This window comes from Streptomyces sp. NPDC057950 (genome assembly GCF_042887295.1).
In the GTDB taxonomy this organism is placed as follows: domain Bacteria; phylum Actinomycetota; class Actinomycetes; order Streptomycetales; family Streptomycetaceae; genus Streptomyces; species Streptomyces kaempferi.
Genome location: NZ_JBHVPP010000006.1, coordinates 125,814 through 148,120, shown reverse-complemented (window position 1 = coordinate 148,120; position 22,307 = coordinate 125,814). Strand labels below are relative to the sequence as shown.

General features: G+C 70.0%; 20 protein-coding genes and 1 pseudogene. 18 read left to right on the top strand and 3 right to left on the bottom strand.

Annotated elements, in window-relative coordinates; all coding sequences use genetic code 11:
• Window positions 1–30 precede the first annotated feature (30 nt).
• Window positions 31–336 carry a ferredoxin gene (locus ACFVTC_RS13010; RefSeq protein WP_390126633.1) on the bottom strand — a complete coding sequence of 102 codons (306 nt, stop codon included), beginning with the start codon at window positions 334–336 and terminating at the stop codon, window positions 31–33.
• Between the two features lie 253 nt (window positions 337–589).
• On the opposite strand from ACFVTC_RS13010, the gene arc reads away from it, so the two are divergent.
• The 6 genes from arc (at window position 590) to prcA (ending at window position 6,587) form a co-directional block, all read left to right on the top strand.
• Window positions 590–2,356, top strand: a complete 1,767-nt coding sequence (gene arc / locus ACFVTC_RS13005) for a proteasome ATPase (RefSeq protein WP_168527291.1) — start codon at window positions 590–592, stop codon at window positions 2,354–2,356.
• Window positions 2,357–2,590: 234 nt separating this feature from the next.
• Window positions 2,591–4,102 (top strand): depupylase/deamidase Dop, encoded by a 1,512-nt coding sequence (gene dop / locus ACFVTC_RS13000; protein WP_348772389.1) that lies wholly within the window; start codon window positions 2,591–2,593, stop codon window positions 4,100–4,102.
• Window positions 4,103–4,269: 167 nt separating this feature from the next.
• Window positions 4,270–4,488, top strand: a complete 219-nt coding sequence (locus ACFVTC_RS12995) for a ubiquitin-like protein Pup (protein WP_390126631.1) — start codon at window positions 4,270–4,272, stop codon at window positions 4,486–4,488.
• Between the two features lie 240 nt (window positions 4,489–4,728).
• Complete coding sequence (locus ACFVTC_RS12990) at window positions 4,729–4,986, top strand: endonuclease VII domain-containing protein (protein WP_390126630.1); 258 nt, start codon at window positions 4,729–4,731, stop codon at window positions 4,984–4,986.
• Window positions 4,938–5,783 carry a proteasome subunit beta gene (gene prcB / locus ACFVTC_RS12985; protein WP_390126629.1) on the top strand — a complete coding sequence of 282 codons (846 nt, stop codon included), beginning with the start codon at window positions 4,938–4,940 and terminating at the stop codon, window positions 5,781–5,783. Before ACFVTC_RS12990 ends, prcB begins: the two co-directional genes overlap by 49 nt.
• Before the next feature lie 57 nt (window positions 5,784–5,840).
• Window positions 5,841–6,587 carry a proteasome subunit alpha gene (gene prcA, locus ACFVTC_RS12980; protein WP_148007692.1) on the top strand — a complete coding sequence of 249 codons (747 nt, stop codon included), beginning with the start codon at window positions 5,841–5,843 and terminating at the stop codon, window positions 6,585–6,587.
• Between the two features lie 220 nt (window positions 6,588–6,807).
• Here the strand turns inward: prcA and ACFVTC_RS12975 are convergent, their stop codons facing one another.
• Window positions 6,808–7,818: a LacI family DNA-binding transcriptional regulator gene (locus ACFVTC_RS12975; RefSeq protein ID WP_390126628.1), complete on the bottom strand. Its 1,011-nt coding sequence runs from the start codon at window positions 7,816–7,818 to the stop codon at window positions 6,808–6,810.
• Between the two features lie 121 nt (window positions 7,819–7,939).
• Here ACFVTC_RS12975 and ACFVTC_RS12970 point away from each other — a divergent pair, with 121 nt between their 5' ends.
• The 12 genes from ACFVTC_RS12970 (at window position 7,940) to ACFVTC_RS12915 (ending at window position 20,415) form a co-directional block, all read left to right on the top strand.
• On the top strand, window positions 7,940–9,199 hold the full coding sequence (locus ACFVTC_RS12970; protein ID WP_168527288.1) for an MFS transporter: 1,260 nt from the start codon (window positions 7,940–7,942) through the stop codon (window positions 9,197–9,199).
• Between the two features lie 9 nt (window positions 9,200–9,208).
• A complete protein-coding gene (gene pafA / locus ACFVTC_RS12965; protein ID WP_390126627.1) occupies window positions 9,209–10,570 on the top strand; it encodes a Pup--protein ligase in 1,362 nt (453 codons plus the stop codon).
• Window positions 10,571–10,698: 128 nt separating this feature from the next.
• Window positions 10,699–11,700: an FKBP-type peptidyl-prolyl cis-trans isomerase gene (locus ACFVTC_RS12960; RefSeq protein WP_390126626.1), complete on the top strand. Its 1,002-nt coding sequence runs from the start codon at window positions 10,699–10,701 to the stop codon at window positions 11,698–11,700.
• A gap of 79 nt (window positions 11,701–11,779) precedes the next feature.
• A complete protein-coding gene (locus tag ACFVTC_RS12955; RefSeq protein WP_168527286.1) occupies window positions 11,780–12,151 on the top strand; it encodes an FKBP-type peptidyl-prolyl cis-trans isomerase in 372 nt (123 codons plus the stop codon).
• Between the two features lie 304 nt (window positions 12,152–12,455).
• Window positions 12,456–13,433, top strand: a complete 978-nt coding sequence (locus tag ACFVTC_RS12950) for a WYL domain-containing protein (protein WP_329286533.1) — start codon at window positions 12,456–12,458, stop codon at window positions 13,431–13,433.
• Window positions 13,434–13,449: 16 nt separating this feature from the next.
• On the top strand, window positions 13,450–14,478 hold the full coding sequence (locus tag ACFVTC_RS12945) for a helix-turn-helix transcriptional regulator (RefSeq protein ID WP_390126624.1): 1,029 nt from the start codon (window positions 13,450–13,452) through the stop codon (window positions 14,476–14,478).
• A gap of 113 nt (window positions 14,479–14,591) precedes the next feature.
• The gene (locus tag ACFVTC_RS12940; protein WP_390126790.1) at window positions 14,592–14,852 is read left to right on the top strand and encodes a hypothetical protein; all 261 of its coding nucleotides are present in this window, start codon (window positions 14,592–14,594) and stop codon (window positions 14,850–14,852) included.
• A 9-nt stretch (window positions 14,853–14,861) separates the two neighbouring features.
• A complete protein-coding gene (locus tag ACFVTC_RS12935) occupies window positions 14,862–15,056 on the top strand; it encodes a hypothetical protein (RefSeq protein WP_168527283.1) in 195 nt (64 codons plus the stop codon).
• 258 nt (window positions 15,057–15,314) lie between these two features.
• A complete protein-coding gene (gene tatA / locus ACFVTC_RS12930; RefSeq protein ID WP_168527282.1) occupies window positions 15,315–15,599 on the top strand; it encodes a Sec-independent protein translocase subunit TatA in 285 nt (94 codons plus the stop codon).
• A 47-nt stretch (window positions 15,600–15,646) separates the two neighbouring features.
• A complete protein-coding gene (gene tatC, locus ACFVTC_RS12925; RefSeq protein WP_390126623.1) occupies window positions 15,647–16,591 on the top strand; it encodes a twin-arginine translocase subunit TatC in 945 nt (314 codons plus the stop codon).
• Window positions 16,592–16,622: 31 nt separating this feature from the next.
• Window positions 16,623–17,513: a diacylglycerol kinase gene (locus ACFVTC_RS12920; RefSeq protein WP_390126622.1), complete on the top strand. Its 891-nt coding sequence runs from the start codon at window positions 16,623–16,625 to the stop codon at window positions 17,511–17,513.
• Window positions 17,514–17,553: 40 nt separating this feature from the next.
• Complete coding sequence (locus tag ACFVTC_RS12915; protein ID WP_390126620.1) at window positions 17,554–20,415, top strand: DEAD/DEAH box helicase; 2,862 nt, start codon at window positions 17,554–17,556, stop codon at window positions 20,413–20,415.
• 158 nt (window positions 20,416–20,573) lie between these two features.
• Here ACFVTC_RS12915 and atzF read toward each other — a convergent pair.
• A pseudogene (gene atzF / locus ACFVTC_RS12910) lies at window positions 20,574–22,232 on the bottom strand (allophanate hydrolase); the annotation flags it as partial.
• Between the last annotated feature and the right edge of the window lie 75 nt (window positions 22,233–22,307).

The following is a 22,307-nucleotide window of genomic DNA, read 5'->3' as shown; positions in this document are numbered from 1 at the left end:
GACAATCCGTCACGTGGAGTGGCTTCCGGATCACTCCGCGTCGGGTCCGTAGACCTCGACCCTGTCCGAAACCCGACGTACGTGGATGCAGTCGCCCGGGCACTCCTTGGCCGAGTCGGTCACGTCACGCAGAAGCGTCAGCGGTACGGGCGTTGTCGCCCCCGGGGCCTGCAGCAGCTCGTCGTCGGCGCTCTTCACGTAGGCCAGGCCGTCGATGTCCAGCTCGAAGACCTCCGGCGCGTACTGGGCGCAGATCCCGTCTCCGGTGCAGAGATCCTGGTCGATCCATACCTCGAGCGCCTCGCCGTGTGTTCCGGCCTCCTGCTGCACGGTCATTTCTCCTGCCGTTTCCTGCGTCGGGCGGTCCGAAGACTGGGGAATCGGGCCAGCTCTGACGGGTGTTGAACACTTTGAGCCTACCTCCGTCGGCTTCCCAATCATGTTGGGTGGGTATTCCCCTGGCGTGAGGGAGAGCGCAAGGGTGAAGATCGGACACACCTCGACAGTCTTTGTGATCTAGGGGTTTCAATCGACACCCACCCAGGTAGGGTCTGGAAGCGTCCAGCTCCCCTTGGAGGAGGTGAGGACCGTGGCAGCCCACGACGACGACATGAACCGCGGCATCCGCCCGGGACGAGGGTCCGATGACCCTGCCGGGCAGGTTGCCTACCTTGAGCAGGAGATCGCCGTCCTGCGACGCAAGCTCGCCGACTCTCCGCGGCACACGAGGATTCTCGAAGAGCGGATCGTAGAGCTGCAGACCAACCTGGCCGGCGTGTCCGCGCAGAACGAGCGGCTCGCCAACACGCTCCGTGAGGCCCGCGACCAGATCGTGGCCCTCAAGGAAGAGGTCGACCGGCTCGCGCAGCCGCCGGCGGGCTTCGGTGTCTTCCTCGTGGCGAACGAGGACGGCACGGCGGACATCTTCACCGGGGGCCGCAAGCTCCGGGTGAACGTCAGCCCCAGCGTGGAGCTCGAAGAGCTCAGGCGCGGCCAGGAAGTGATGCTCAACGAAGCCCTCAACGTGGTCGAGGCCATGGAGTACGAGAGCGTCGGCGACATCGTCACCCTCAAGGAGATCCTGGAGGACGGCGAGCGCGCCCTCGTGGTGGGGCACACCGACGAGGAACGGGTGGTACGGCTCGCCGAGCCGCTGCTGGACGTCACCATCCGTCCCGGCGACGCCCTGCTTCTCGAACCCCGTTCCGGCTATGTCTACGAGGTCGTTCCCAAGAGCGAGGTCGAGGAGCTCGTCCTCGAAGAGGTCCCGGACATCGGCTACGAGCAGATCGGCGGCCTGGGGAACCAGATCGAAATGATCCGCGACGCGGTCGAGCTCCCGTACCTCTACCCCGACCTCTTCAAGGAGCACGAACTGCGGCCGCCCAAGGGTGTGCTGCTCTACGGGCCCCCCGGATGCGGCAAGACGCTCATCGCCAAGGCCGTCGCCAACTCGCTGGCCAAGAAGGTCGCCGAGGTCACCGGCCAGGCCACCGGCAAGAGCTTCTTCCTCAACATCAAGGGCCCCGAGCTCCTGAACAAGTACGTCGGCGAGACCGAGCGGCAGATCCGGCTCGTCTTCCAGCGTGCTCGTGAGAAGGCCAGCGAGGGCACCCCCGTCATCGTCTTCTTCGACGAGATGGAGTCCCTCTTCCGCACCCGTGGATCGGGCGTCAGCTCGGACGTGGAGAACACCATCGTCCCCCAGCTGCTCGCCGAGATCGACGGCGTGGAGGGCCTGGAGAACGTGGTCGTGATCGGTGCCTCGAACCGTGAGGACATGATCGACCCCGCGATCCTGCGCCCCGGGCGACTCGACGTGAAGATCAAGATCGAGCGCCCGGACGCCGAGGCCGCCAAGGACATCTTCGCGAAGTACCTCACCCAGCGCCTTCCGCTGCACTCCGACGACCTCGGAGAGCACGGCGGGGACCGGGCGGCCACCGTCCACGGAATGATCCAGACCGCCGTGGAGCAGATGTACGCCGAATCCGAGGAGAACCGCTTCCTCGAGGTCACCTACGCCAACGGCGACAAGGAAGTCCTGTACTTCAAGGACTTCAATTCCGGCGCCATGATCGAGAACATCGTGGGCCGCGCCAAGAAGGCGGCCATCAAGGCATTCCTCGAACAGAACCAGAAGGGTCTGCGGGTCTCCCACCTCCTCCAGGCGTGCGTGGACGAGTTCAAGGAGAACGAGGACCTGCCGAACACCACGAACCCGGACGACTGGGCCCGGATCTCCGGAAAGAAGGGCGAGCGGATCGTTTACATCCGTACGCTCGTCACCGGAAAGCAGGGCGCGGACACCGGACGCTCCATCGACACGGTGGCCAACACCGGTCAGTACCTGTAAAAGCCAGGGCGGCTGCGGGTGCCCTCCACGGGTACCCGCAGCCGACTGCTTTCCCGGGCGTGGCTGGAGCACAGCAATGACGCAAATGATCTCCCCACCAGCGCAGAGGCGTTCTAGGCTCTTTCGTACCGCCGAGTCGCGCGTTGCGGGGACGGGCACCGCACACGCACCGGAGCACCAGCGGTACTTGAGCAGCGCCCCCGACCGAGGGCGCTGCCGGGCAAGGAGGGCCGCATGACCGTACGGCGAGTAATGGGCATCGAGACGGAGTACGGGATCTCCGTCGCCGGCCACCCCAACGCCAATGCCATGCTCACCTCGTCCCAGATCGTCAACGCGTACGCGGCGGCGATGCACCGGGCGCGCCGCGCCCGCTGGGACTTCGAGGAGGAGAACCCGCTGCGGGACGCGCGAGGCTTCGACCTCGCCCGCGAGGCCGCCGACTCCAGCCAGCTCACCGACGAGGACATCGGCCTGGCCAATGTCATCCTCACCAACGGCGCACGGCTGTACGTGGACCACGCGCACCCGGAGTACAGCTCTCCCGAGGTCACCAACCCGTGGGACGCGGTCCTGTGGGACAAGGCCGGCGAGCGCATCATGGCGGAGGCCGCGGAACGGGCGGCCCAGCTCCCCGGCGCCCAGCCGATCCACCTCTACAAGAACAACACCGACAACAAGGGCGCCTCGTACGGCACGCACGAGAACTACCTGATGAAGCGGGAGACCCCCTTCTCGGACATCGTGCGCCACCTCACGCCGTTCTTCGTGTCCCGTCAGGTCGTCACCGGAGCGGGCCGCGTAGGCATCGGCCAGGACGGCCACGAGCACGGCTTCCAGCTCAGTCAGCGGGCCGACTACTTCGAGGTCGAGGTGGGCCTGGAGACCACGCTGAAGCGCCCCATCATCAACACCCGTGACGAGCCGCACGCGGACGCCGAGAAGTACCGCAGGCTGCACGTGATCATCGGCGACGCGAACCTGTCGGAGATCTCGACCTATCTGAAGCTGGGCACGACCGCGCTGGTCCTGTCCATGATCGAGGACGGTTTCATCGCCGTCGACCTGGCGGTGGACCAGCCGGTGCGCACGCTGCACCAGGTCTCGCACGACCCGACCCTGAAGCGGCTCGTCACGCTGCGCAGCGGACGCACGCTGACCGCGGTACAGCTCCAGATGGAGTACTTCGAGCTGTCGCGCAAATACGTGGAGGAGCGGTTGGGGGCGGACGCCGACGACCAGACCAAGGACGTACTGGTCCGCTGGGAGGACACCCTGAACCGTCTGGAGAACGATCCGATGAGCCTGGCCGGCGAGCTCGACTGGGTCGCCAAGCGGGAGCTCATGGAGGGCTACCGGCGCCGGGACGACCTCGACTGGGACGCCGCCCGGCTGCACCTGGTCGACCTCCAGTACGCCGACGTACGCGCCGAGAAGGGCCTCTACAACCGTCTGGCCGCCCGCGGCAAGATGAAGCGCCTGCTGGACGAGTCGGACGTCGAGCGGGCCCGGACGAAGCCGCCGGAGGACACCCGCGCGTACTTCCGCGGCCGGTGTCTCGAACAGTACGCGGACGACGTGGCGGCGGCCTCCTGGGACTCGGTGATCTTCGATCTGCCCGGCAGGGACTCGCTGCAGCGCGTTCCAACCCTGGAGCCGCTTCGCGGAACGCGTAATCACGTCAAGGAGCTCCTCGATCGCTGTCGCACGGCGGAAGACCTGGTCAAGGTCCTCTCGGGCGGCTGAGCGCGCCGTACGGGGTCCTGGGGGCCCGTACGGCGCATCGGGGTGGAAAAGGGCGACGCCCGGGAATCATGGAGGTGGCCCCCGGACGTTGTGGCAACTGCGGGGCCGATGTCGGACCCTGCTTGTAGGGTCTGATCAAGAACGTCGAACCGAGCGGGGTGAGGGTTATGGCGACCAAGGACACCGGCGGCGGACAGCAGAAGGCGACGCATTCCACCGAGGAGGTCGAGGAGCAGGCGCAGGACGCGCAGGCGACGGACGACCTCAAGGAACGCCAGGAGAAGCTGTCGGACGACGTCGACTCCGTACTGGACGAGATCGACGATGTCCTCGAGGAGAACGCGGAGGACTTCGTGCGAAGTTTCGTCCAGAAGGGCGGCGAGTAACCTTCGGATCGAAGGTTACGGGGGCTTTCGGCTCGGCGAACGAAGACGATGTGAAGTGCTGCGTGCGGTGCGGCGAGCACAAGCCGTACGCAGCCTTCGTTCGCAGGCGGTCCGGTCCGGGCGGTCGAGCCGTGTACCGGGTGGCACCTCAGAGCGACGGCCTCGCACGGGCTGTCCACGCGACGCAGGACGTGTCGAGCCGCTGAGGGGCGCGCAGGCCTCCCGCGGTGCCGGCACGGCATGACCGAAGCCGCGCGTGACGAGATGGTGGCCCCTCAAAAGGGGCCCCGCGTGATCTGTTCGAAAGCTCCCGCAGTTCACGTGGATCACTGCCACGAGACGGGTAGGGTCCGTGGCGTACTGTGCTTCAACTGCAATTCGGCCATCGGCAAGTTGGGAGATGATCCCGACGCTGTTCGTCGGGCTGCCGCCTACTTGGAAGGATCCCCGTGGAAGCCAACACTCGTAGCACCGGGCGTCTACCGGCTGCCTTCCTGACGCCCGGGTCGTCGTCCTTCATGGACTTCCTGTCCGAGCACCAGCCGGAGATGCTCCCGGGCAGGCGGCAGCTGCCGCCCGTACAGGGCGTGATCGAGGCGCCGCACGGCACGACCATCGTGGCCGTCACCTTTCCCGGCGGGGTCGTCCTCGCCGGCGACCGGCGGGCCACCATGGGCAACATGATCGCCCAGCGCGACATCGAGAAGGTCTTCCCGGCCGACGAGTACTCGGCGGTGGGCATCGCCGGTACGGCGGGCCTGGCCGTCGAGATGGTCAAGCTGTTCCAGCTGGAGCTTGAGCACTTCGAGAAGGTCGAGGGTGCCACGCTCTCCCTGGAGGGCAAGGCCAACCGCCTCTCCACCATGATCCGTTCCAACCTCGGCATGGCCATGCAGGGCCTCGCCGTGGTCCCCCTCTTCGCGGGCTACGACGTGGACCGCGAGAAGGGCCGCATCTTCTCCTACGACGTCACCGGCGGCCGCTCCGAGGAGCACGGTTACGCCGCCACCGGCTCCGGCTCGATCTTCGCGCGCGGTGCCATGAAGAAGCTCTACAGCAAGGACCTGACCGAACAGCAGGCCACCACCCTGGTCATCCAGGCGCTGTACGACGCGGCCGACGACGACTCGGCGACGGGCGGTCCCGACGTCGCCCGCCGGATCTACCCGATCGTCACCGTGATCACCGAAGAGGGATTCCGCCGTCTCACCGAGGAGGAGTCCTCGGAGATCGCCCGCGCGATCCTCGAGCGGCGCCTGGAGCAGCCGGACGGCCCGCGGGCCGCGCTGCTCTGAGTCCGGCCTCTTTACCCAGGTGACCCTGTGACTTCGACAGAAAGGGACGGATAACCGGTGTCGACGCCGTTCTATGTCTCACCCCAGCAGGCCATGGCCGACCGTGCGGAGTACGCCCGCAAGGGCATCGCCCGCGGTCGCAGCCTCGTCGTGCTGCAGTACGCCGACGGCATCGTGTTCGTCGGCGAGAACCCGTCCCGCGCGCTGCACAAGTTCAGCGAGATCTACGACCGGATCGGCTTCGCGGCCGCCGGCAAGTACAACGAGTACGAGAACCTGCGGATCGGCGGTGTGCGCTACGCCGATCTGCGCGGTTACACGTACGACCGTGACGACGTGACCGCGCGCGGTCTGGCCAACGTGTACGCCCAGACGTTGGGCACGATCTTCTCCAGCGCGGCCGAGAAGCCGTACGAGGTGGAGCTCGTGGTCGCCGAGGTGGGGGAGACCCCCGACGGGGACCAGATCTACCGGCTGCCGCACGACGGATCGATCGTGGACGAGCACGGGTCGGTCGCGGTCGGCGGCAACGCGGAGCAGATCAGCAGCTATCTGGACCAGCGCCACCAGGACGGCATGTCGCTCGCCGAGGCGCTGAAGCTGGCCGTGCAGTCGCTCTCGCGTGAGCCGAACGGCGGCGAGCGGGAGATTCCCGCCGAGCGCCTGGAGGTGGCGATCCTGGACCGCACGCGCCCGCAGCAGCGCAAGTTCAAGCGCATCGTCGGGCGCCAGCTGGCCCGCCTGCTGGAGGAGGGTGGCGCCTCCACCGCCACCGAGGCCGAGGATCCCGAAGACGACGAGTGACCCCGCTCGCGCCCCGCGCACCGGTCGTCCGGTGGGCGGGGCGCAGCCGTGTCCGGGCGGCCTCGGGCCGTCGAAGGGGCCTTCCACGGTGCCGCGGAGCGCGTCGGACCACCGGGATCGCCCAGAACCCGGACACCCCCCCCGTGAACGGGTGATTCGCAGCCGGGCGGCGCACCCGGCCGGAGGCCCGCGGGGGCCCTGCGCGAAGGGCGGAGACGGCCTAGCGGGGCGGCGCCGTGGAGCCCCGTACGACCAGTTGGACCGGGATGTCCCCCTCCGGCGGTGTGCGGCCGTCCAGGACGGCGAGGAGGGCCTCCATGCCCCGTTCCCCGAACAGCTCGGCGTCCAGGTGGACCGTGGTCAGCTCGGGGTCGATGGCACGGGCGAGGGCCAGGTCGTCGAGACCCGTGACGGAGAGGTCGTCGGGGACCCGCAGGCCGAGGCGGCGAGCCGCCTTGTAGGCGCCGGCCGCGAGGTTGTCGTCGTCGCAGACCAGGGCCGTGGGCCGGGGCCCTGGCGCGGACAGGGCCGTCTCGGCGGCGGCACGGGAGGACTCGATGGAGATCGGGGCGCGGGCCGTGCGCAGCCGCGTACCCGGGACGCCGTCCAGCCGGGCGGCCAGTTCGCGGGCGCGCACCTCGAAGGTCCAGGAGGCGATGTCCGCCCCCAGGTGCAGGAAGTGACGGTGCCCGAGGGCCAGGAGGTGGTCCGCCACCTGGCGCACGCCGTCCCTGATGTCGAGGTTGACGGTGGCCGCGCCCAGGCTGCCCGCCGGGTCGCTGTCCAGCATCACGAGGGGCAGCTGATCGCCCCGGATCGCCGTGAGGGCGTCCGCGGCCATGGAGGAGGCGATGACGCCGTCCAGGGCCGCCCGTGCGGAGCCGAACGGGTCACGGGCGGGGCCGATGCCCTCGGGCGAGGGATAGAGGACCACACCGAAGCCATGGGCGGAGGCCACCCGCGCCGCGCCGGTGTAGACGCCCGCGAAGAACTCCGTGGTGAGCGCCGGGACCACCAGGAGGACCGTGCGGGTGCGGCCGAGGCGGAGGTTGCGGGCGGCCAGGTTCGGGCGGTAGCCGAGCTCCCGGGCGGCCTCCCGGACGCGGTCCGCCGTCGCCTCGGAGACCCGGCCGCGCCACTTCTCGCCCAGCACGAGGGAGACCGCGGCCTGGGAGACCCCCGCGGCCTGGGCGACGTCCCGGCTCGTGGGGCGCGTGCTGGCTCGTGCCACCGGCGACCTGCTCCTTCGTCTGGACTCGCGGCCTGGGCACATGGTACGTATGAAGGGGGAAGTTATACGTAACACTGACAGCTTGGGGTCGCCTCGGGCGCTCGGCGGAGAAGGCGGGAACATGGCCGCGGGATACCTGGAGATCCTCAGGGCGAGGCATGCCGCCCGGCTGCTGGCCGGCACGCTCACCGGGCGGCTGCCGAACGCGACCGCCGCCATCGCGGTCGTCCTGTTCATCCGGGCCGAGGGCGGCACGTACGGTCTGGCCGGGGCGCTCGCCGCCGTGTACGGGGTGGCCAACGCCGTGGGGCAGCCGCTGCTCGGGCGGCTCGTGGACCTCTACGGGCAGCCGCGCGTCCAGTTGCCCGCCGCGCTGGTCTCGGCCCTCGGCATGGCCGTCTTCGCCCTCTCGGGCACCGACCCGCTGCCCGTCGCCTACGCCGCCATGGTGGTCGCCGGACTCTTCACGCCGCCCCTGGAAGGCGGCCTGCGAGCCCTGTGGCCGTCCGTGCTGCGCCGTGAGGACCAGGTGCACACCGCGTACGCGATGGACGCCGTGGCCCAGGAAGTCATGTTCACCGTCGGACCCCTGCTGGTGACGCTGTTCGTGTCGCTCTGGTCCGCGCAGGCCGCGCTGCTGATCCTGAACGGCATCGGGGTGCTGGGCGCCCTCTGGGTGGTCGTCTCGCCGCCCTCGCGCGCGTGGCGCTCGGCGCCGCGCGAGGCGCACTGGCTCGGCGCGCTGCGCTCACCGGGGCTGCTGGCCCTGCTCGGCGCGTTCCTGTTCGTGGGGAACGCGCTCGGCTCGATCACGGTCGCCGCCGTGTCGTACGCCGACGACCACGGCGGGGACGCGGTGTACGGCTGGCTGATGGCGGCCCTCGGCCTCGGCGCGCTCGTCGGCGGCACGGTGTACGGGGCGCGGCAGTGGAGCGGCACGCCCGAGCGGCGACTGCGCGTGCTGGTGGCGTTCTTGGCGGTGTGTTACCTGCCGCTCCTCCTGATGCCGGGAGCGGTCGCCATGACGGCCCTCACAGCCCTCGCCGGTGTGTTCCTGGCACCCTGCATCGCCTGCGCGTTCATCATCGTGGACCGGCATGCGCCGAAGGGCACCGTCACCGAGGCGTTCTCCTGGCTTGTGACCACGTTCACCGTGGGCGCGTCGGTCGGGACGGGCCTCGCGGGCCCGGTCGTGGAGTGGGGCGGGGCCGTGTGGGGCTTCGCCGTTCCGGGCGCCGCGGGAGCCGCCGCGCTGGTGGTTCTGCTGGCCACGGGGCGGGTCCTCGCAGCTACCGGGGACGGTGCGGTAGTTGCGGTCTCATCGGAAAATGATCCAAACCGTGCCGTCGAACCCCGTTTCAGCTCGGGGGATCGGGCGTAATGTTCAGTCATGGACCGCCGCATTTTCGGGCTGGAGAACGAGTACGGCGTCACGTGTACGTTCAGGGGACAGCGGCGCCTGTCTCCCGACGAGGTGGCGCGGTACCTCTTCCGCCGTGTCGTGTCATGGGGCCGCAGCAGCAATGTCTTTCTGCGGAACGGTGCCCGCCTCTATCTCGACGTGGGATCACATCCGGAATACGCGACACCCGAATGTGACAACGTGACGGAACTCGTCACCCACGACAAAGCCGGCGAGCGCATTCTCGAAGGACTCCTGGTGGACGCAGAACGACGCCTGCACGAGGAAGGAATCGCGGGCGACGTCTACCTGTTCAAGAACAACACCGACTCGGCCGGCAACTCGTACGGGTGCCACGAGAACTACCTGGTGGCTCGCCACGGGGAGTTCTCCCGACTCGCGGACATCCTCATCCCGTTCCTGGTCACGCGGCAGCTGCTGTGCGGCGCCGGCAAGGTGCTGCAGACCCCGCGCGGCGCCGTGTACTGCGTCAGCCAGCGTGCCGAGCACATCTGGGAGGGCGTCAGCTCCGCGACGACCCGCTCCCGGCCCATCATCAACACCCGCGACGAACCGCACGCCGACGCCGAGCGCTACCGCCGGCTGCACGTCATCGTCGGGGACTCGAACATGTCCGAGACGACCATGCTCCTGAAGGTCGGCGCCACCGACCTGGTACTGCGCATGATCGAGGCCGGCACGGTGATGCGCGACCTCACCCTGGAGAACCCGATCCGGGCGATCCGCGAGGTGAGCCACGACATCACGGGCCGCCGCAAGGTGCGGCTGGCCAGTGGCCGTGAGGCATCCGCCCTCGAGGTGCAGCGCGAGTACTACGAGAAGGCCGTGGACTTCTGCGAGCGCCGCGGCATCCGCACAGGGACCGTCGAACAGGTCCTCGAACTGTGGGGCCGTGTGCTCGACTCGATCGAGGCGGAGGACCTCGACCGGATCGGTACCGAGATCGACTGGGTAATGAAGTACAAGCTCATCGAGCGGTACCGGGCCAAGCACAACATGACGATGTCGCACCCGAGGGTCGCTCAGATAGACCTCGCCTACCACGACATCCACCGTCGTCGTGGCCTGTACTACCTGCTGGAGAGGAAGGGACAAGCCACCAGGATCTGCAATGACTTGAAGATCTTCGAGGGCAAGTCCGTGCCGCCCCAGACCACTCGGGCGCGGCTGCGCGGTGACTTCATCCGGCGTGCACAGGAGCAGCGCCGCGATTTCACCGTCGACTGGGTCCACCTCAAGCTCAACGACCAGGCACAGCGCACCGTGTTGTGCAAGGACCCGTTCCGTTCGGTCGACGACCGGGTGGAGAAGCTGATCGCCGGAATGTGAGCCGGGTGTTCCGCGAGTGACGCGGAACGCAACGCGGGGCGCCGTACGTTTTCCGTACGGCGCCCTTCTCACGTCGTAGAGTTGCGCGCACGCCATCAACCAAGATCGATCGATACGAGGCCCCCACCGTGCGCCGACGCTCACTTCTCCTCGCCGTACCCGCAGGACTGGTCACTCTCGCCGGATGCGGTGACGACAACAAGTCGGAGAAGGCCAAGTCCAGCAGCAGCCCGTCGCCTTCGGCGTCCGCCTCGTCGGCGCCGCCGCCGAAGATCGTCGACGGTCCGCTGCCCGCCATCACGGCCGGGACGAAGTTCGGTGAGAAGCCGACCGTGGCCAAGGGGAGCGGCGCCCCGTCGAAGGACCTGGCGGTCAGGACGGTCATCGCGGGCAACGGCGCGACGGTCGCGGAGAACGACTACATCCAGGCCAGCTACCTCGGCCAGGTCTGGGACACCGCGAAGGTCTTCGACAACTCCTACGACCGCAAGACGTCGCTGGTCATCCAGCTCGCGCAGGGCGGCATCATCGACGGCTGGCGCTACGGCCTGGTGGGCAAGAAGGTCGGCAGCCGCGTCGAGATGGCCATCCCGCCGACCTGGGGCTACGGCACGCGCGGCAACACGCAGGCGGGCATCAAGGGCACCGACACGCTGGTGTTCGTCGTCGACATCGAGAACACCTTCAACGCGAAGAGCTCCGCCAAGGGCAAGGACGTCGCGCAGAACGACAAGGCGCTCCCGAAGGTCGGCACGAACACCGACGGCAAGGCCCCCTCCATCGACGTGCCGAAGGCGAAGGCCCCCACGAAGCTCGTGGCGGACTACGTCATCGAGGGCGACGGCGAGGAGGTCAAGGCGGACAGCAGCGTCCTGGTGCAGTACAAGGGCGTCCTGTGGGACGGCGGCAAGGAGTTCGACTCCACGTACAGCCGCGGTCAGCTGACGTCGTTCTCGCTCCAGCAGGTCGTCAAGGGGTGGGGTCAGGGCCTGACGGGCAAGAAGGTCGGCAGCCGTGTCCTCATCGTCGTCCCGCCGGCCCTGGGCTACGGCGACAACCCGCCGAGCGGCAGCGGCATCAACAAGGACTCCACGCTGGTCTTCACGGTCGACATCCTGGCGAAGATGTGAGGCCGTCAGGGATGTGAGACTGTCGGTGGTGCCTCAAGGGCACCACGCGAACCCACGCGAACAAGCAGGAGCGAGAGACGTGAGCATCGAGAAGCCCGAGATCGACTTCCCGGGTGGCGAGCCCCCGGCGGACCTCGAGATCAAGGAGATCTGGGAGGGCGACGGCCAGGTCGCCAAGGCCGGAGACTTCGTCAAGGTCCACTATGTGGGCGTGGCCTTCTCCACCGGCGAGGAGTTCGACGCCTCCTGGAACCGCGGCAACCCGCTGGAGTTCCAGCTCGGCGTCGGCCAGGTCATCAGCGGCTGGGACCAGGGCGTGCAGGGCATGAAGGTCGGCGGCCGCCGCCAGCTGACCATCCCGGCGCACCTCGCTTACGGGGACCGCGGCGCCGGTGGCCGGATCGCCCCCGGCGAGACGCTGATCTTCGTCTGCGACCTGGTCGCGGTCTGACCTCGGTCCGGGGGGCCCACGGCTCCCCGGTTCCCGGGACCGGTCGTCCGGTCCCGCGGGAGCGCCACGGGACCGGACGATCGCGGAGCGCTGTTCCCGGTTCGGCGACCGGGAAATCGGCGACTCCGGTCCGATCATCGGGAAGGTCGCACCCTGGTCCGATCTTCGTACACCGCGTGATCGGGATTCGACCGGATTCGATCACCTGGGGCCCATGCCTGTCCGGGCATGGGCCCTCGGCTTTTGCCACGACACTTCGGAGCGGTACGGTCATCGGTCGGAAGCACCATAGGGAAGGGCGTCGATGGCCATTGCCAAGGCCGAGCGGCTGATGAACCTGGCGCTGTGTCTGCTCGGGACACGGCGGCCGCTCAGCAAGCGCGAACTGCGCGATTCCATCGAGGCCTATGTGGAGGCGTTCAGGCCGGGCAGGGGGGCCGCCTCGTCCGACGACTCCTTCAACCGGATGTTCGAACGCGACAAGGACGACCTGCGCGAGCTCGGCCTGGTCATCGAGACAGTGGAGAACCTGGACGGCGAGGTGGGCTACCTCGCCCGCCGCGACAGCAACCGCCTGCCGGCCATCACCCTCGACGCCGAGGAGGCCGCCGCCCTCGGTCTCGCCGCCAAGGTCTGGCAGCAGGCGCGACTGGCCGGCGCGGCGAGCGGCGCCCTGCAGAAACTGCGTGCCGCGGGCCTGCCCGAGGACGTGGACCCGTACGAGGCCCACGGCGCCCTGGAACCGCACATCCCCGTGCACGAGGCCGCCTTCGAGCCGCTGATGCTGGCCTGCCGCGACCGCCGCCCGGTCGTCTTCGACTACCGCAAGGCGACGGCCGCGCACCCCGAGACCCGGCAGGTCGAGCCCTGGGCCCTGGAGTGCTGGCGCGGCCACTGGTACCTGGCGGGATGGGACCGCGACCGCGGGGCCGAGCGCGTCTTCCGGCTCTCACGGATCACCGGCAAGGTCCGCGCGCGGGCCGGCCGGTACACGGCCGAGGTGCCCGACGTCGTCACCGTGCGGGAGACGGTCGCGGGCTGGGCGGGCGAGATCGCCGACCGCTCCGCGCGGATCCGGCTGCGCAGCGGCTCCGGCTACCCGCTGCGGGCCAAGGCCGTCTCGGTCCGGGAGCGGGGAGACGGCTGGGACGAGCTGGAGATTCCGTACGGGCACGGCCTGGAGGCGTGGCTCGTCGAGTTCGGGCCCGATGTCGTGGTCCTGGAACCCGCCGAGCTGCGGGCCGACGTGGTGGACCGGCTGCGCGCCGTGGCCAAGGGCTGAGGGGGAACGTAGGAAAGTGGCAGGAAAACCGGCCAGGCCCACGAACGCGATCGACCAGACCCGGCGGATGCTCTCCCTGGTGACCTATCTGCGGGAGCGCCCCGGCGCGCGCGTCGGTGACGTCGCACGGGCCTTCGGGATCACCGAGGACGAGCTGATCTCCGACCTCGACGTGCTCCCGCTGTGCGGGACGAGTTTCCGCGGCGGCGACCTGCTCGACATCGACACCGACGGCGACCGCATCTGGTGGCACAACCCGGACGACGTCGCGGCGCCGCTCCGTATCGCCGCCGACGAGGCGACCGCGCTGCTGGTGGCCGCCCGCGCGGTCTCCACGCTGCCCGGATTGCGGGAGGGTGACCGGCAGGCGCTGCTGCGCGCCACCGCGAAGGTGGAGGCCGCCTCCGGAGAGGCGGCGGGCGCCAGCTCCCGGCTCTCGGTGACCTTCGAGTCCGAGGGCGGGGTCTTCGCGGACGTCGACCGGGCGATCTCCGAGCGTCGGCGGCTGTGGATCCGCTACTACTCGCCCTCGCGCGACGAGCTCACCGAGCGCGAGATCGACCCGATCCGCCTGGTCAGCGTCGGGCACACCTACGTGGAGGCATGGTGCCGCCGCTCCGAGGCGCGCCGCACCTTCCGGCTCGACCGGGTCGCCGAGATCCGCATCCTCGACGAGCCGTCCGCGCCGCCGGAGGTCGAGCTGAGGGACCTGTCCGAGGGGCTGGTGCAGCCCGCCGCAGAGGATCCCGAGGTGGTGATCGAGGTCGGACCGGGCGGGCGCTGGGTCGCGGAGTACTACCCGCACGACAGCGCGGATGAACTGCCGGACGGCGGGCTGCGTATCACTCTGCGGACCCCCGACCCCACGTCGCTGCGGCGGCTGGCTCTGCGCCTCGGCCGTGACGGCCGGATCGTGTCGCCGCCGGAGCTGGCGGACAGCGCGCGACAGGCGGCCCGTGAGGCCCTGGCGGCCTACGACGGGTTCGACGGCGGCGGTGACGGAGTCCAGGACCGACCGTTCGACAGGCAGGAGCAGGGGCTTTGACCACGTCGGCGATGTCTGGTGGGTCGGAGAAGGCCGGTGTCACGGAGCGGGCCGGGAGGCCCGAGAGAGCCGGGGGAGCGGTGAAGGCCGGTGCGTCCCCCGGCGCCGCCGAGATGACGGTGGTCGGCGCGTTCGCCGGGATGCGCAGAGTGGCCGACGTGCTGTTCAGGGCCGGCTGCCCCGACTGCCGGGCCCGGCTGGAGCTCCGGGCGAACGCCCTGATGCTGGCGATCGGCGCCTCGAGCCGGACCACCTTCTACTCCTTCACCTGCACCGAGTGCGGCGCCGCCGTCCGCAAGCCCGCGGGCGAGCGGATCGTCGAGCTCCTCACCGGAGGCGGGGTGCGGACGCTGCGCCTGCACTCGACGCTCTAGGCTCGCCCCATGTTCTGGCCGATGTGTGCGATCGCTGTGGGATTTCTGGGAATGGCCGTTCTCGGCGTACTCGCCGTCCGGGTCTTCCTGGAGGCGGAGCGCCTGGGACGGCAGGTGACGGACTCCGCACGCCGAATCAACAGGGCGGCCGACGACCTGGAGCGGGCGACGGTCGGGGCCGCGCGCTCCGTGGACGGCCTGTGACCTCGCCGGAGTCCTGGTAAGAGTCGTCCCAGGGTTGCGCAATGCGTCACTCCGGCCTGTCAACTTGCCAGTGCGGGCAGGTACGCTTCTGATCGCGGCCCGAAGAACGAGGCGCGGGTCGCGACCGGGAGTACGCACAGGGATTGCCGCGCGTTCACCCCTGAGCGTTACGATCGCTGTCAACACGACGACCGGACACATGTCCGACCGATCGGGCAGTACCCCGCCCCTGCAGCCTCGGTGAGAAGGTAAAGACTTATGTTCGGAAGGCTCGGAGCTCCCGAGATCATTCTCATCCTCGTCGTCATCATCCTGCTGTTCGGCGCGAAGAAGCTTCCGGACATGGCGCGCTCCCTCGGCAAGTCCGCTCGCATTCTGAAGAGCGAGGCCAAGGCCATGAAGGACGAGGGCAGCAACCCCGCCCCGGCCGGCCCGCCCAGCACCGACGAGCAGACCCCGGCCCAGCGCACCATCCAGGCCGCGCCCGGCGACGTGACCAGCGCCCGTCCGGTCAGCGAGCCCACGGACACGACCAAGCGCTGATGCAGGGCCGGACCTCTCCGGCCCGCCGCACGAGATGAGGACGTGGGTTGCTCAACTCTGCCCGCAAGAAGGAGAAGGACCCCGAGGGACGGATGCCCCTCGCGGAGCACCTTCGTGAGCTCCGCAACCGGCTCGCGAAGGCCGTTCTGGCCATCGTCGTCGTCACCGTCGTGGCCGCCTTCTACTACAAGAACATCATCGAGTTCTTCACGAACCCGATTCTGGACGCGGTGGGCTGCCAGTCCACCCTGTCGGAGCTCGCGCAGCAGCGGAGCGGCACCTGCGCCCGCATCGTGCTGAACGGCCTGCTGACGCCGTTCACGCTCGCGCTCAAGGTCTCGCTGATGGCCGGTGTGATCTTCGCGTCGCCGATCTGGCTCTACCAGCTGTGGGCCTTCATCGTTCCCGGCCTGCACCGGCACGAGAAGAAGTACGCGCTGGCGTTCGTGGGCACGGGCGTCCCGCTGTTCCTGGGCGGCGCCTTCTTCGCGTACAAGACGCTGCCGACGATGGCGACGGTCCTCCTCGGCTTCTCGCCCGCGGACCTCGACAACCAGCTGCCACTGGACGACCTGCTCGACCTCATCGTCCGGATGGTGCTCGTCTTCGGGCTCTCCTTCGAGCTTCCCCTGCTGCTGGTCATGCTGAACCTGACGGGAGTGCTCACCGGTCGGCGCATGCTCGGCTGGTGGCGCGGCATGATCATGGGCATCACGGTCTTCGCGGCCGTGGCCACGCCCAGCACCGACCCGCTGACCATGCTGGCGCTGGCCGGGCCGATCTGGGTGCTGTACTTCATGGCGACCGCCTTCTCGCTGCTGAACGACCGGCGCAAGCGCCGCCGCGAGGCCGAGGGCCCCGACGACGACGAGGCTTCCGAGCTGGACCTCACGCCCGAGGACATCGGGGAGGTCGAGACGGTGTCGGCAGGCGGGGCGCTGCCCGGGCAGACGACCCCGGACCGGGTCAACGGTTATGACGACGTGACCTGACAAGGAGCGAAGATCTCGTAGGGTCAGGGCCGTGACCAGCGAGATCACCCTCTTCGTCAACCCCACCGCAGGGCGCGGCCGGGGCGCCCGCGCGGCGCAGCCGGCCGCTTCCGCTCTGCGGGCGGCGGGATTCTCCGTACGGACGGTTCTCGGCGAGAACGCCGCCGACGCCCTGAGCCGCGCGCGCGAGGCGGTCAAGGGCGGCACGGGCGCCCTGATAGCCGTCGGCGGCGACGGCATGGCACATCTGGCCCTGCAGGCCGTCGCCGGGACCCGCACCCCGCTCGGCCTGGTCGCCGCCGGCACCGGGAACGACTTCGCGCGCGCCCTGGGCCTGCCCCTCGGTGATCCGGCGGCCGCGGGGCGTCAGATCGCCGAGTCCCTCAAGGGCGCCCGGCTGCGGGACGTGGACCTGGGCCGGGTGAACGGCACCTGGTTCGGCACCGTCCTCGCCTCCGGCTTCGACTCCCGGGTCAACGACCGCGGCAACCGCATGCGCCGGCCCTCCGGACGCGTCAAGTACGACCTGGCGATGCTCGCCGAGCTGGCGGCCTTCCGGCCGGTCCGGTACCGGATGACCCTGGACGACGGCGGGACCCGCGAGATCGAGGCGACTCTCGTCGCGGTCGGCAACGGCTCGTCGTACGGCGGCGGCATGAAGATCTGCGCGGACGCCGACCTCGGCGACGGACTGTTCGACATCACGGTCGTCGGGCCGTGCACCCGCAGGACGCTGCTCAGGGTGTTCCCGAAGGTGTACCGGGGCACCCATCTCTCCCATCCCGTGGTGAGCGTGCACCGGGCGGCCCGGATCGAGCTCGTCGCCGACGGCCTCACCGGGTACGCGGACGGCGAGCCGCTGGGGCCGCTGCCGCTCACGGCGCGGTGCGTGCCGGGTGCGGTGCGGGTGGCGATTCCCTGAGCTGCGGGGATCCAGGGCCTCACCGGTACGGATCCGGATATTGATCGTCCTGTTGTCAGTGGCTGCCGGTAGTCTCGGAAGCACGATGACAGAGGACCTCTCACCGGCCGAGCGGTACGCGGCAGCACGGAAGCGCGCTGTCGAGCAGGCCACCGCGCTCGCCTCCTTCCGCGAGATGTACGACTTCGGCCTCGACCCCTTCCAGATCGAGGCATGCAAGGCGCTCGAGGCGGGCAAGGGTGTGCTCGTGGCCGCGCCCACCGGCTCGGGCAAGACGATCGTCGGCGAGTTCGCCGTCCACCTGGCCCTCCAGCAGGGCAAGAAGTGCTTCTACACCACGCCGATCAAGGCGCTGTCGAACCAGAAGTACGCCGACCTCTCCCGCCGTTACGGCGCGGACAAGGTCGGTCTCCTCACCGGGGACAACAGCGTCAACTCCGACGCCCCGGTGGTCGTCATGACCACCGAGGTGCTGCGCAACATGCTGTACGCGGGTTCGCAGACCCTTCTCGGCCTCGGCCACGTGGTGATGGACGAGGTGCATTACCTCTCCGACCGCTTCCGCGGCGCCGTGTGGGAAGAAGTGATCATCCATCTTCCCGAGTCGGTCACCCTCGTCTCGCTCTCGGCGACCGTGTCGAACGCGGAGGAGTTCGGGGACTGGCTGGACACCGTGCGCGGTGACACCGAGGTGATCGTCTCCGAGCACCGGCCGGTACCGCTGTTCCAGCACGTGCTCGCCGGACGCCGGATGTACGACCTCTTCGAGGAGGGTGAGGGCCACAAGAAGGCGGTCAACCCCGACCTCACGCGGCTGGCCCGCATGGAGGCGAGCCGTCCGTCGTACCAGGACCGTCGGCGCGGGCGCGCCATGCGCGAGGCCGACCGGGAGCGCGAGCGCCGGCAGCGCTCGCGGATCTGGACGCCGGGCCGCCCCGAGGTCATCGAACGGCTCGACGCCGAGGGCCTGCTGCCCGCCATCACCTTCATCTTCAGCCGCGCCGCCTGCGAGGCCGCCGTCCAGCAGTGCATGTACGCGGGACTCCGCCTCAACGACGAGGAGGCGCGGGTGAAGGTGCGCGAGATCGTCGAGAGGCGCACCGATTCCATCCCGCCCGAGGACCTGCACGTCCTCGGTTACTACGAGTGGCTGGAAGGTCTCGAGCGGGGCATCGCGGCCCACCACGCCGGCATGCTGCCGACGTTCAAGGAGGTCGTCGAGGAGCTCTTCGTACGCGGCCTGGTGAAGGCCGTGTTCGCCACCGAGACCCTCGCGCTCGGTATCAACATGCCCGCCCGCTCGGTGGTGCTGGAGAAGCTCGTCAAGTGGAACGGCGAACAGCACGCCGACATCACTCCCGGTGAGTACACCCAGCTGACCGGCCGGGCGGGGCGCCGCGGCATCGACGTCGAGGGCCATGCCGTCGTGCTGTGGCAGCGCGGCTTCAGCCCCGACCACCTGGCCGGACTCGCGGGCACCCGCACCTACCCGCTGCGTTCCAGCTTCAAGCCGTCGTACAACATGGCGGTGAACCTGGTCGAGCAGTTCGGGCGGCACCGCTCGCGCGAACTGTTGGAGACCTCCTTCGCGCAGTTCCAGGCCGACAAGTCGGTCGTCGGCATCTCCCGCCAGGTGCAGCGCAACGAGGAGGGACTCGAGGGTTACAAGGAGTCCATGACCTGCCACCTCGGGGACTTCGAGGAGTACGCGGGGCTGCGGCGCGAGCTCAAGGACCGCGAGACCGACCTCGCCAAGCAGGGCGTGGCGCAGCGTCGCGCGGAGGCGGCCGTCGCACTGGAGAAGCTCAAGCCGGGGGACATCATCCACGTCCCGACCGGCAAGTTCGCCGGTCTGGCGCTGGTGCTGGACCCCGGTCTGCCCGCGGGCCGGTCCAACGGACACCGCGGTTTCGAGCAGCACGACGGCCCCCGTCCGCTGGTGCTCACCGCCGAGCGCCAGGTCAAGCGGCTGGCCTCGATGGACTTCCCGGTGCCGGTGGAGGCGCTGGAGCGGATGCGCATCCCGAAGTCCTTCAACCCGCGTTCCCCGCAGTCCCGTCGCGACCTCGCGTCCGCCCTGCGCACCAAGGCCGGGCACATCGTCCCCGACCGGCTGCGCAAGAAGCGTTCCGAGGCCGCCGACGACCGCGAGATCGCCCGGCTGCGCACGGCGATCCGCGCCCACCCCTGCCATGGGTGCAACGACCGCGAGGACCACGCCCGTTGGGCCGAGCGCTACCACCGGCTGCTGCGCGACACCTCGCAGCTGGAGCGCCGCATCGAAGGCCGGACGAACACCATCGCCCGCACTTTCGACCGCATCGTCGCCCTGCTCACCGAGCTGGACTACCTGCGCGGCGACGAGGCCACCGAACACGGCAGGCGGCTGGCCCGCCTGTACGGCGAACTCGACCTGCTGGCCAGCGAATGTCTGCGGGCCGGTGTCTGGGAGGGGTTGAACCCGGCCGAACTCGCCGCGTGTGTCTCGGCGTTGGTCTACGAGTCGCGGGTCGGGGACGACGCGATGGCGCCGAAGCTGCCCTCCGGCAAGGCCAAGGCCGCGCTGGGCGAGATGGTCCGCATCTGGGGCCGTCTGGACGCCCTCGAGGAGGACTTCCGGATCACCCAGTCCGAGGGCGTGGGCCAGCGCGAGCCGGATCTCGGCTTCGCCTGGGCGGCCTACGAGTGGGCTTCCGGCAAGGGCCTCGACGAGGTGCTGCGCGAGGCGGAGATGCCGGCCGGCGACTTCGTCCGCTGGTGCAAGCAGGTCATCGACGTGCTGGGCCAGATCTCGGCCGCCGCGCCCGTCTCCGGCGGAGAGGGCTCGACGGTCGCGAAGAACGCGCGCAAGGCGGTCGACGGGCTGCTGCGCGGGGTGGTCGCCTACTCGTCGGTGGGCTGAGCCGGCCCGTTCCCTCGTGGTGCGCCGTCCCGACGCAGGGGCGGCGCACCTCCGCACTCCGGCACTCCGGTGCGGCACTCACTCCGGTGCGTCGCCGGTGTCCTTCCGGTACGCGGATGCGCGGGTACGCCGGTCACCCGGACCGCGGTGTCAGCGGCTCAGCCGCGCGCCCGCAGGTAGCCGCGCCAGCCGCCGTACTCCGTGATGTCCTCGGCGCCCTCGAGCGCGCGGGGCTCGCACAGGAAGCCGGGCACGTGGGTGCCGTCGGCCAGTTCGACCCGGCCGAGCGCCATCGGACTGGGCAGTTCGGCGAGCAGGCGACCGAGGCCCTCGGCGGGAAGCCGCCACACCTCCGCCTCGACGGCGGCCCCGCCCGCGCCGGTGCGGACCAGACCCGGCTTGGGAGGTGTGGTGGTCAGGGCGTACAGCCGGTAGGCGGCCGCCGTCGCCGTCGTACGCTCCCACTCGGCGCCCAGGGCGAGGAGCTGCGGGTTCAGGGGCTGGTCCGACAGGTGCGCGCCGACCACGGCGACCCGTGTCCGAGGCCGGAGCAGGGCGGCGATCCGGGCCAGGCGCTCGTCGGTGAACGCGGGGCCGATCAGCATGACGCCGAAGGGCAGCCCGTCCACGGTGCCCGCCGGGACGGCGACCGCGGCGAGGTCGAAGAGGTTCGTGGAGTTGGTGAAACGCCCCAGGCGGGCGTTGGCGCCCAGCGGGTCGGTCGCGACCTCCGCGAGCGTGGGGTGACCCGGCGCGGTCGGCAGCAGCAGGGCGTCCGCGTCGCCGAGCCCGGCGAGGGCCCGCGTACGCAGTGCGTCCAGCCGTTCTTGGTCGGCGAAGAGACGGTGGGCCGGGATGTCCCGGGCGCGCGTGATGATCCCCGCGACGGTCGGGTCGAGACCCGCGCCCCCCTCGCTGAGCACCTTGTCGACGAAGCTTCCCACCGCGGTGTAGCGCTCGGCGACGAACGCGCCCTCGTAGAGCATCGCCCCCGCCTCGGTGAACGGGGTGAGATCGAGTGGTCGCAGCTCGGCCCCCGCCGCGACGAGCTGCGCCACGGCGGCCTCGTACGCCCGCGCCCAGCCCGCGTCCAGTTCGCCGAGCTGTGCCGTCGGGGGGACGGCGACTCGCCAGGGACCGGGGGCGCGCTGGGGGAGCGCCGGCAGCGCGCGTCCGGACGGGCGGGTCAGGTGCGCGAGGGCCTGTTCGGCCTCCGGGAGGGTACGGGCGAAGACGGTCACGCAGTCCAGGGAGGCGCACGCCGGGACGACGCCGGTGGTCGGGACCAGGCCGCGGGTCGGCTTGAGGCCCACGATGCCGTTGAAGGCGGCGGGAACACGGCCGGAACCGGCCGTGTCGGTGCCGAGGGCGAGGTCGACCAGGCCCAGAGCCACCGCCACGGCCGATCCGGAGCTGGAGCCACCACTGGCGCGGGCCGGGTCGAGGGCCCCGCGCACCGCGCCGTACGGGGAACGGGTACCGACCAGGCCGGTCGCGAACTGATCCAGGTTCGTGCTGCCCAGGACGAGCGCGCCGGCCGCTCGCAGGCGGGCGACCGCGGGGGCGTCCTCCTCCGGGGTGTACGCGTACGCCGGGCAGCCCGCGGTGGTCGGCAGGCCCGCCACGTCGATGTTGCCCTTCACGGCGAGGAGCCGGCCGGCGAGGGGGAGGTGTTCGCCCGCGGCGACGCGGGCGTCGAGAGCCGCGGCTTCCTTCTCGACCGCTGCTCTGGGGCGCAGGTCGATCCAGATCTCGGGGCGGTCGACCGCGTCGACGCGGGCGTAGGCCGACTGCACTCGGGCGAGGGCGGTCATGGAGTGCTCCTTGTTCGTCTGGAGTCAGCCGGATTTCAGCGGGGTGGGGAGAAGTTCACCAGGCTTCGCAGGGCGCGA

Bases quoted from the DNA above. Each gene is read 5' to 3' on its own strand.
- ACFVTC_RS13010 (WP_390126633.1), bottom strand. From the start codon at position 336: ATGACCGTGCAGCAGGAGGCCGGAACACACGGCGAGGCGCTCGAGGTA.
- dop (WP_348772389.1), top strand. From the start codon at position 2,591: ATGACCGTACGGCGAGTAATGGGCATCGAGACGGAGTACGGGATCTCC.
- ACFVTC_RS12995 (WP_390126631.1), top strand. From the start codon at position 4,270: ATGGCGACCAAGGACACCGGCGGCGGACAGCAGAAGGCGACGCATTCC.
- ACFVTC_RS12990 (WP_390126630.1), top strand. From the start codon at position 4,729: ATGACCGAAGCCGCGCGTGACGAGATGGTGGCCCCTCAAAAGGGGCCC.
- ACFVTC_RS12970 (WP_168527288.1), top strand. From the start codon at position 7,940: ATGGCCGCGGGATACCTGGAGATCCTCAGGGCGAGGCATGCCGCCCGG.
- pafA (WP_390126627.1), top strand. From the start codon at position 9,209: ATGGACCGCCGCATTTTCGGGCTGGAGAACGAGTACGGCGTCACGTGT.
- ACFVTC_RS12950 (WP_329286533.1), top strand. From the start codon at position 12,456: ATGGCCATTGCCAAGGCCGAGCGGCTGATGAACCTGGCGCTGTGTCTG.
- ACFVTC_RS12940 (WP_390126790.1), top strand. From the start codon at position 14,592: ATGACGGTGGTCGGCGCGTTCGCCGGGATGCGCAGAGTGGCCGACGTG.
- ACFVTC_RS12935 (WP_168527283.1), top strand. From the start codon at position 14,862: ATGTTCTGGCCGATGTGTGCGATCGCTGTGGGATTTCTGGGAATGGCC.
- tatA (WP_168527282.1), top strand. From the start codon at position 15,315: ATGTTCGGAAGGCTCGGAGCTCCCGAGATCATTCTCATCCTCGTCGTC.